Origin of the sequence: Devosia sp. (genome assembly GCF_040509215.1) — a bacterium.
In the GTDB taxonomy this organism is placed as follows: Bacteria; Pseudomonadota; Alphaproteobacteria; order Rhizobiales; family Devosiaceae; genus Devosia.
In genome coordinates this window covers 1-9003 of sequence record NZ_JBEVLL010000001.1, presented here as the reverse complement: position 1 = coordinate 9003, position 9003 = coordinate 1, and the positions used below count along the sequence as shown (strand labels likewise).

Sequence of the window (9003 nt, the reverse complement as noted above, 5' to 3'; positions counted from 1 at the left end):
CACTGACTTACTCCGCGGCCCGTGCGCCGCGCCTGACGAAGCCGTCTGGATCTTCCTGAGCCAGAGCCAAATCCTCTTCGTCCTCGGTGGCTACGCGCAGGCGGCTCCACATCACCGCGTAGAGGCCGTTTTGGGCGAGGAGCTGGCCGTGGCTACCACGCTCGGCGACGAGGCCTTCGCGCAGCACCAGGATTTCGTCGGCATTGATAACCGTCGAGAGACGGTGAGCGATGACGACGGTGGTGCGATTGCGCGAGACAACGTCGAGGGCGGCCTGGATGTCGCGCTCGGTTTTGGTGTCGAGGGCGGAGGTCGCCTCATCGAGGATGAGGATGGACGGGGCCTTCAGGATGGTACGGGCGATGGCAACACGCTGCTTTTCGCCGCCCGAGAGTTTGAGGCCACGTTCGCCGACCGGGGTTTCATAGCCCTTGGGCAGCGCTTCGATGAAGGAGCCGACCTGGGCCATCTGTGCAGCCTGGCGGACCTCGTCGATCGAGGCGCCGGGGCGGCCATATTCGATATTATAGCCGATGGTGTCGTTGAATAGCACCGTGTCCTGCGGGACCATGCCGATGGTGGAGCGCAGGCTTTCCTGCGTGACGTCGCGCAGGTCCTGCCCGTCGATGGTGATGCGGCCGCCGGTGACGTCATAGAAGCGATAGAGCAGGCGCGAAATGGTCGACTTGCCGGCGCCGGTGGGGCCGACGATGGCGACGGTCTTGCCGGCGGGCACTTCGAAGCTGACGCCCTTGAGGATGGGGCGGTCGGAATCGTAGTGGAAGGTGACGTCCTCGAAACGGATGACCGGGCCGGTGACGACGAGCGGCTTCGCGTCGGGCTTGTCCTGGATCTCGGGATCCTTGTCGAGGAGCTTGAACATTTCCTCGATGTCGGTGAGGCCCTGGCGGAGTTCGCGATAGACGAAGCCGATGAAGTTGAGCGGGCGATAGACCTGCATCAGGAAGGTGTTGAGAAGGACGAAATCGCCCAGCGTCAGGCGACCATCGAGAACGCCGAGGATGGCCATGATGGAGATGGCGAGGAAGCCGCCATAGAAAATGACGGCCTGGCCAAAGTTCAACCAGCCGAGCGAGGTCCAGATGCGGATCGCAGACTTTTCGTAGCTCGCCATGGAGCGATCGTAGCGCTCGGCTTCCATCTTCTCATTGGCGAAGTATTTCACCGTCTCATAGTTGAGAAGGCTGTCGATGGCCTTGCCGTTCGCGTCCGTGTCGGACTCATTCATGTCCCGGCGGATGGCGATGCGCCAATTGGAGGCCTTGATGGTGAAATAGAGATAGGCCCAGATCATCACCACCAGGACGCCGACATAGCTGACCCCGAAGAGCCAGACGAAGATGATGGCGACGACGATGAATTCGAGGATGGTCGGCACGATATTGAGCATGGCGAAACGGACGACCGTTTCGATGCCCTTGGTGCCGCGCTCGATGACGCGGGAGAGGCCACCCGTGCGACGCGCGAGATGGAAGCGTAGCGACAGACGATGGACGTGGTGGAAAGTTTCGAGCGCCAGCTTGCGCACGGCATGCTGGCCGACGCCAGCAAAGAGCACGTCGCGCAACTGCTGGAAGGCCGCGTCGAGGACATTGCCGAGGACATAGGCGATGACCAGCACGACGGGGATAGCGAGGCCGAGGATCAACTGGCTATCGGCATCGGTGCCATCGAGGCTGTCGATGATGCCCTTATAGGCAAAGGGAATGAGGGTGGTCGCGACCTTGCTCAGGACCAGAGCGCCGAGGGCGAGGACCACCTGCATGCGCAGATCGGGCCGGCCTTCGGGCCACATATAGGGCCAGAGATTGCGAACGGTAGAGAATACAGAGCCTTCGTCCGCGTTAACGGACGGCTTCTTTTCAGTGCTGTCATTAGCCATTAGGCCGGTTCCGCTTCCTTGTGGGGCGCTTGGAAGTTGAGGCCTGTGAGCAGGCCTCCAAAGGCGGTTCCGATTTCGGCGAGCCGGTCATGCCGGATCATGTAGCGATTACGCGTACCATGGGGCTTGCGCTCGATCAGGCCGGCGTCGAGCAGCACTTTTATGTGCTGGGAAACGGTAGACTGGGCGAGAGGCAAGGATTCGGTAACGTCGCCACAGCAACATTCCCGCTGCTGCTGGCTCGCGAGGAACCGCAGGATGTTGAGCCGGACTGGATGACCCAGGGCTCGCATGATGTTGGCGATGTCGTCGTCTTGCATGGGGGGCCGGCCGAATTAATAGGTGAAATGCGATGAACATGGTGAGGATTGTCCGCAAGGTCAATCCCTGGGGGTAGATCGTGGGCAGAAATAGGGCGTGAAGCTGGAGATCAGTGATTGCCGATCACCCCCTCTACCTTCCCCATTCAGGGGGAGGTAGAGGGCAGCGGCTCGAAACCAGAAATGGCGCCCGGGGGGCGCCATTTCGTGTCAGTAGACCTATTGGGGCAGGTTGAACACCTGGCCGGGATAGATGCGGTCGGGATCGCGGATCTGTCCGGTATTGGCATCGTAAATGGTCGTATATTTGATGCCTTCGCCATAGGCGCGGCGGGCGATGGTCCAGAGATTGTCGCCGCGGCGGATGATGGCCTTGCCCGAGGCGAAACGCTGGGCATCGGGCGAGCCGACGGCGACGGCGACCATGGTGGGCACGGCGGGCGCCGCGGTTGGCTGGGGTGTTGCGGGAGTTTCTGCAACGGCCACGGGGGCTGGTGTAGCAGGAGCTTCGGGCGCAGGCGTGGCCGGAGCGGGCGTTGCGGCTTGAGCTGCCGGCGCAGCAGGTGTTGCAGAAGGCTGGGCTGGCGCCGTGGCAGCAGGCTGTGCCGGCGTTGAAGCGACGGGAGCTGGGGCCTCGGTTGAGGCCGCGGGAGCGGCAGGCGTCGCGGGCTCGGCCGCAGGTTGAGCAGGAGTGGTAGCCGGGGTTGGAGCGGCTGCGGGGGCCGCGGCAGGCGCGGGCGCCGGTGTCGGGGCCGCTACGTCTGCACTGGCCACGGCCGTTGCTGGTTCTTCTGCAGGCATATCGACGACGAAATCGACCTCGGCGCGGGCGACAACGTCGGGCGAGCCGGCAGCAAGCAGGTCGGCGCGGACGCGCTGGCTGGGGGCGTCGAGAACGTCGCCGCCTTCGACGAGCCAGCGACCACCTTCGATGGTGGCGTCGGCGACAAAGGCATCGTCGACATAGAGACGGACAATGCCGCCTTCAGGGCCGGCGCCGGCGAAGAAAGTGCGGTCGCCCTCGATTTCGATGGCGTCGATGGTGGGTGGGACGTCAGCAAGCTGGGCGGCGGGAACGGCAGCGGATGCGGCCGGGGGCGCCGGGGTTGCTGCCGGGACGGCCGGGGTGACTGGTGCGGGAGCGGTCGCTACCGCGGCTGGAGCCGGAGCTTCGGGAGTGGCAGCGGGCGCAGTTGCCGTAGCGGGAGCGGGTGCTGGCGCGGCCGGAGGCGTTGCGGTGGCGGTCGGAGCGGGTGTCTCGGGAGCAGCGGCGGGCGCTTCAGGCGCAGAGGGGGCCTGTGCTACCTGCGTTGGCGCAGGGGTTGCTGCGGGAGTGGCAGGCGATGCTTCCGGGGTCGTGGGCGTTGCGGCAGGAGCCGAGGTGGGCGCAGCGGCGACGGCGACCGGTGCCGGAGCAGTTGTCGGAGAAACGGCGGGCTCGGCTGTGGCCACTGCCGTCGTTGCCGATGCGTCGGTGCGCGTCAGGCCTTGCAGGACTTCGCTCGCCTGGCCCGGCGCGCTGGCGACGACCAGCGGCTGGGTGGACTTGTCTTCGTTGACGACGACGACGAAGGACTGGGCCGCCCTGCCCTCCTTGCCCCGTTCAGCAAGGGTAATTTCAACGCCGCCGGCGGGCAAAGGCTGATCGGGCACGAAGACCCAGTCGCCGGAGCTTTCGACGGTGGTGCTGCCGAGAAGGGTATCGTCGGAATAGACTTCGACTTCGCTGCCGGGCCGACCGCTACCGGCGATGACGACGGAGCCATCGGGTTCGGCGCGGAGAAGGCCGAAGGTGGCGGCGACGAGATTTTCGGGCACGTCGGCCGGCGGCACGACATCGAGAGCCGGCGCGGTGAGCTGGGTTTCAGGCGCGGCGGGCGCTGCCGGCGCCGTGGCAGGCGTCTCGACCTCGGCCACGGCTTCTACCGGGGCCTTGGGGAAGAGACCGGCATCGGCCAATTTGCCCCTGATGCACTGGCCCATGCCGTCGGGGCTGTTGAAGCAGTTTACTGCGGTGGGGGCGACAAAAACGCCGGCAATGACGAGCAGAGTGACGGCAACTGCCCCAATGGTCAGGGCGAGAGGTCGTTTCGGAGCAGTTTCGGCCAGTTTGTCCTCCCGGACGGTTGTCAGCCAATAGCCTTTTGAGCCGGCCGCGCAGTCGCCAATACTGAGGACGACTGCACCGCTTCAGTCTTCAACAGCTTGTATGTGATTGATTCATACAGAGCTTCAAAGGACGCATCAATGATATTGGACGAGACCCCGATGGTGCTCCACCGCTCGCCGGTGCCGTCCTTGCTTTCAACCAATACACGGGTGACCGCGCCCGTGCCGCCGTCCAGGATACGCACCTTGAAATCGACCAGTTCCAGGTCTTCGATGCGCGCGGAATAAATACCGAGATCTTTCCGCAGTGCCTGATCGAGGGCGTTGACCGGACCGTTGCCTTCGGCGACGGACATCAGCAATTCGCCATCGACGCGGACCTTTACCACCGCCTCGGTGACGGTGATTTCCTCGCCCTGCGCATTGTGGCGGCGCTCGACCATGGCGCGGTAGTGCTCGACGTCAAAAAAGCTCGGGAGCGTGCCGAGGACCGAGCGGGCGAGAACGGCGAAGGAGGCATCGGCGCCGTCATAGGAATAGCCCTTGGCCTCGCGCTCCTTGACCGTAGAGAGCAGCTTTTCGAGGCGTGGATCGTCTTTTTCGAGGACGATGTCGTGGCGCGCCAGGGCGGTGAGCAGGTTGGACTTGCCGGCCTGTTGCGAGACCATGATGGCGCGTTCATTACCCACGGTTTCGGGCGGAACGTGCTCATAGGTCGAAAAATCCTTGAGCAGGGCCGAGGCGTGGATGCCGGCTTTGGTGGCGAAGGCCGCGGCGCCGACATAGGGGGCCTGGCGCGCGGGAGCGCGATTGAGGCGATCGTCGAAGGCGCGGGAAATGTGGGTCAGGCGCTCGAGCTTTTCGGGCGTGATGCCGGTTTCGAAACGCTCGGCATAATAGGGTTTGAGGGCCAGCGTCGGGATCAGGGTGACAAGGTTAGCATTGCCGCAGCGCTCGCCGAGGCCGTTGAGCGTGCCCTGGATCTGGCGGACGCCGGTTTCGACGGCGGCGAGGGCATTGGCGACGGCCTGGCCGGTATCGTCATGAGGATGGATGCCGAGCTTATCGCCGGGGGCGAATTTAAGGACCGTACCGACGATGGTGCGGACTTCGGAGGGCATGGTGCCGCCATTGGTGTCGCAGAGGACGACCCAGCGGGCTCCGGATTCGAGGGCCGTGGTGACGCAGGAGAGGGCGTATTCGGGATTGGCCTTGAAGCCGTCGAAGAAGTGTTCGAGGTCAATGAGCACTTCCTTGCCGGCTGATGCAGCTGTGCGGACGGTGTCAGCGAGGCCTTCGAGGTGTTCGTCGGTGGTCGAGGCAAGGGCCAGCTCGACCTGATAGTCCCAGGCCTTGGCGACGAAACAGGTGGCGGCGGCGGCCGAATTGACGAGGCCCTGTACGCCGGGATCGTTGGCGGCGGAGCGCCCTGCCCGCTTGGTCATGCCGAAGGCGGTGAAGGTAGCGTGTTTCGTGCGCGGCTTTTCGAAGAAGGCGGTATCGACCGGGTTGGCGCCGGGATAGCCGCCCTCGATGTAGTCGACGCCCAGTTGCTCCAGCAGGTCAATAATGGCGATCTTGTCCTCGAGCGAGAATTCTACGCCGGCCGTCTGCGCACCGTCGCGCAGGGTCGTGTCGAAAAGATAGAGGCGGTCTCGGGACATGTTCTGGGGGCCTGTCGTCAGTCGTTACTTTGCGGGCCAGGTGGCCGTATCGTGGTCGGGATGCTGGTTGTTGGTGGCCTTGATGCCGCCCCACCAGTCCTCGCGGTCTGGCTGTTCCGTAACGCCGCCGTGCTCAATCACGGGCAGTGTATCGAACCAGGGCACGCGGGCCTCGTTGCCGGTATTGGCGCCGGGCGGGAACAGTTCGGGGTGATCGAGCGAGCCGATGGTGAAATTGACCCTGTTGCCGGTGAGGTCTTCGTAAAAGAGCGGCGTGCCGCACTTGCTGCAAAAGCCGCGATCGACGTGGTCGGAACTGCGGAAGCGGCTGGGTTCGCCGCGGGTCCAGGTGATGGCTTCGCGCGGGGCGGCGACGAGGGCGGCGAAGATGTTGCCGACTGCCTTCTGGCACATGCGGCAATGGCAAATGTGCGAATTGTCGAACATTTCGGTCGCGTGATAGCGCACGGCGCCGCACTGGCAGCCGCCGCTGACTTCCATTTTATAGCGGTCCATCAGCCATTCTCCTTGGGCGGCCAGGCTTCCGTATCGTGGTCGGGATGCTGGTTGGAGTGGATGCCAGCCATGAAGTCGCGCCATTCGTCGCTGACCTCGCTGCGCACGGGCAGGCTGGTCAACTGGTCAAAGAAGGGCAGCTTGTCGGCGAGATTGACCTGGATTTCGGGGGCAGCGACGGTGGGATCGTCGAAGGCGCCGATGGCGAGTTCGAGGCCGAAACGGGTTTCGTAGGCTAGCGGGGTGCCGCATTCGCCACAAAAGGCGCGACGGGCGGCATCCGAACTCTGGAACCATTTGGGTTCGCCGCGGGTCCAGGTGGCATTGTGGGAGGTTACCAGCGGGCCAAAGAAGCCGCCGAATGCCTTCTGGCACATGCGGCAATGGCAGATGGAGGGGCGGCCGAGACGTGTGACGCGGAAACGAACCGCGCCACACTGACAGCCCCCGGTATGGACTTCATTCTGGGGCATGACAGACCACTTCGATGTTATTGCCGTCGGGATCGAGCACGAAGGCGGCGTAGTAGTTTTCGCTATAGTGCGGGCGCAGGCCCGGGCCGCCATTGTCGCGGCCACCAGCGGCCATTGCCGCGGCATAGAAGGCGTCGATCGCGGCGCGATTGTCCGAGGCGAAGGCATAGTGGCGGCCGGGGCCAGTATCCTTGGCTTCGGTCAGCCAGAAATCGGGATGGCCCTTGCCATAGCCACCGACTTTTACGCCGCCGGTATATTCTTCCGGCACCTGCATAAGGAGGCTGATGCCCAGGGGAGCGAAGGCTGCGTCGTAGAAGGCCTTGGCCTTGTTCCAGTCCGCGACGAGAATTCCGACGTGATCAAGCATGGTGTGCACTCCTTGGTTGGAGTGGGCATGGAGACGGCAGCGTGCTGTCAGGGTGTGTCAGGAAGGCGAAGCTGTCCACACTCACCTCTTCACCTCCCACTTCGTCGCGCGCTGGCCTTGTTCGTCCTTGTAGTCGAGGAGGGCGATGCCTTGGGCGGCGAGGTCGTTGCGGATAGTGTCGGCTTTGGCAAAGTCCTTGGCGTTGAGGGCGTCGAGGCGGGCGGCGATGGCGTTGGCGATGTGAGCCGGGGCTTCCCAGCCGTCGTTGGAGTCGAGGAGGCTGTCTAGGCTGAAGCCGAGGAAGCGGAGGGTGGCGGCGAGGCAATGTTTGGCATTGCCCTCTTCGCGGTTGGCTTTCTTGGCGATGTAGTCGAGGGCGACACTGGCGCGGTGGAAGTTGAGGTCGTCGGCAAGTTCGTTGACCACCGAGGCGTCGGGTTCGTCGCCATCGGACACGGTGGCGCCACGGGCGGCGCGTTGCCAGTCGCGGAGTTTCGATTCAGCTTCTTCGAGGCGCTTGACGGTGAAGTCGATTGGCTCGCGATAGTGGGTCATGAGCATGGCGAGGCGCAGGACGTCGCCGATCCAGGCGCGGCCGCCCATGGCACCGGTTTCGAGGAGCTCGTTGATGGTGACGAAATTGCCGAGGCTCTTGGACATTTTCTGCCCTTCGACCTGCAGGAAGCCGTTGTGCATCCAGACATTGGCCATCGCATGGGTGCCATGGGCGCAACGGGACTGAGCGATTTCGTTTTCGTGGTGCGGGAAGATCAGGTCGAGGCCGCCGCCATGGATGTCAAAAGTCTGGCCGAGATATCGCTCGGACATGGCGGAGCATTCGATATGCCAGCCGGGGCGGCCGCGGCCCCACGGGCTGTCCCAGCCGGGTTCGGTTGCCGAAGAGAGTTTCCAGAGAACGAAGTCGGCTGGATCTTCCTTGTGGGCTTCCACGGCGACGCGGGCCCCGGCGAGATTGTCTTCGAGATTGCGGCCCGAGAGCTGCCCGTAGTCCTCCATGGAGCGAGTGCGGAAGAGGACTTCGCCGCCGGCATTGTAGGCGTGGTTACGCTCGATCAGCGAGGCGATCAGGGTCTGCATACCATCGATATTATCGGTGGCGCGGGGCTGATGCGTCGGCTCCAGCGTGCCGAGGGTTTTGACGTCGGAGAGGAACTGGTCTTCGGTTTTTTCCGTGACCTTCCGGATCGCCTCGTTGAGCGGCAGATTGGGGAAGTCGCGGAGGGCCCGAGCGTTGATCTTGTCGTCGACGTCGGTGATGTTGCGCACATAGGTGACGTGAATTTCGCCATAGACATGGCGCAGCAGCCGGAAGAGCACGTCGAAGACGATGACCGGGCGCGCATTGCCGATATGGGCGAAGTCGTAGACCGTCGGACCGCAGACATACATGCGCACATTGTTCGCATCCATGGGCGCAAAGGGCGCCTTGGTGCGGGTGAGCGTGTTGTAAAGGGCGATCTGCGGCTTTGCCGTGGTCATCGAGAGGTCCTGTGGGCCAGACATGCATTTGCTCTGGCGGGAGCCTCTATCTTCAGAGAATTTTAGATGAAGAAGACCGCTCCGCCAACGCTTGGGTTAGCAGGTAATAATGCAGCAGGTAATGGTGCACTTGGTCTTCATGGAGCGC

The 9003-nt window shown here is 63.6% G+C and carries 8 protein-coding genes; all 8 read right to left on the bottom strand.

The window, feature by feature from the left end:
• Window positions 1–7 precede the first annotated feature (7 nt).
• Window positions 8–1903, bottom strand: coding sequence for an ABCB family ABC transporter ATP-binding protein/permease (locus tag ABW043_RS00040; RefSeq protein ID WP_353919200.1), 1896 nt, complete (start codon window positions 1901–1903; stop codon window positions 8–10).
• On the bottom strand, window positions 1903–2223 hold the full coding sequence (locus tag ABW043_RS00035) for an ArsR/SmtB family transcription factor (RefSeq protein ID WP_291418571.1): 321 nt from the start codon (window positions 2221–2223) through the stop codon (window positions 1903–1905). Before ABW043_RS00035 ends, ABW043_RS00040 begins: the two co-directional genes overlap by 1 nt.
• A 219-nt stretch (window positions 2224–2442) precedes the next feature.
• The gene (locus tag ABW043_RS00030; RefSeq protein ID WP_353919199.1) at window positions 2443–4182 is read right to left on the bottom strand and encodes a LysM peptidoglycan-binding domain-containing protein; all 1740 of its coding nucleotides are present in this window, start codon (window positions 4180–4182) and stop codon (window positions 2443–2445) included.
• A gap of 170 nt (window positions 4183–4352) precedes the next feature.
• Window positions 4353–5996 (bottom strand): citramalate synthase, encoded by a 1644-nt coding sequence (gene cimA, locus ABW043_RS00025; protein ID WP_353919198.1) that lies wholly within the window; start codon window positions 5994–5996, stop codon window positions 4353–4355.
• Between the two features lie 24 nt (window positions 5997–6020).
• Window positions 6021–6512 (bottom strand): GFA family protein, encoded by a 492-nt coding sequence (locus tag ABW043_RS00020; RefSeq protein WP_353919197.1) that lies wholly within the window; start codon window positions 6510–6512, stop codon window positions 6021–6023.
• Complete coding sequence (locus ABW043_RS00015; protein ID WP_353919196.1) at window positions 6512–6985, bottom strand: GFA family protein; 474 nt, start codon at window positions 6983–6985, stop codon at window positions 6512–6514. Before ABW043_RS00015 ends, ABW043_RS00020 begins: the two co-directional genes overlap by 1 nt.
• Window positions 6972–7355: a VOC family protein gene (locus ABW043_RS00010; protein ID WP_353919195.1), complete on the bottom strand. Its 384-nt coding sequence runs from the start codon at window positions 7353–7355 to the stop codon at window positions 6972–6974. Before ABW043_RS00010 ends, ABW043_RS00015 begins: the two co-directional genes overlap by 14 nt.
• Before the next feature lie 81 nt (window positions 7356–7436).
• On the bottom strand, window positions 7437–8855 hold the full coding sequence (gene cysS, locus ABW043_RS00005) for a cysteine--tRNA ligase (RefSeq protein ID WP_353919201.1): 1419 nt from the start codon (window positions 8853–8855) through the stop codon (window positions 7437–7439).
• Window positions 8856–9003: the final 148 nt, after the last annotated feature.

Coding starts and splice junctions, on each gene's coding strand:
- ABW043_RS00010 (WP_353919195.1), bottom strand. CDS start 7,355: ATGCTTGATCACGTCGGAATTCTCGTCGCGGACTGGAACAAGGCCAAG.
- ABW043_RS00035 (WP_291418571.1), bottom strand. CDS start 2,223: ATGCAAGACGACGACATCGCCAACATCATGCGAGCCCTGGGTCATCCA.
- cimA (WP_353919198.1), bottom strand. CDS start 5,996: ATGTCCCGAGACCGCCTCTATCTTTTCGACACGACCCTGCGCGACGGT.
- cysS (WP_353919201.1), bottom strand. CDS start 8,855: ATGACCACGGCAAAGCCGCAGATCGCCCTTTACAACACGCTCACCCGC.
- ABW043_RS00040 (WP_353919200.1), bottom strand. CDS start 1,903: ATGGCTAATGACAGCACTGAAAAGAAGCCGTCCGTTAACGCGGACGAA.
- ABW043_RS00020 (WP_353919197.1), bottom strand. CDS start 6,512: ATGGACCGCTATAAAATGGAAGTCAGCGGCGGCTGCCAGTGCGGCGCC.
- ABW043_RS00015 (WP_353919196.1), bottom strand. CDS start 6,985: ATGCCCCAGAATGAAGTCCATACCGGGGGCTGTCAGTGTGGCGCGGTT.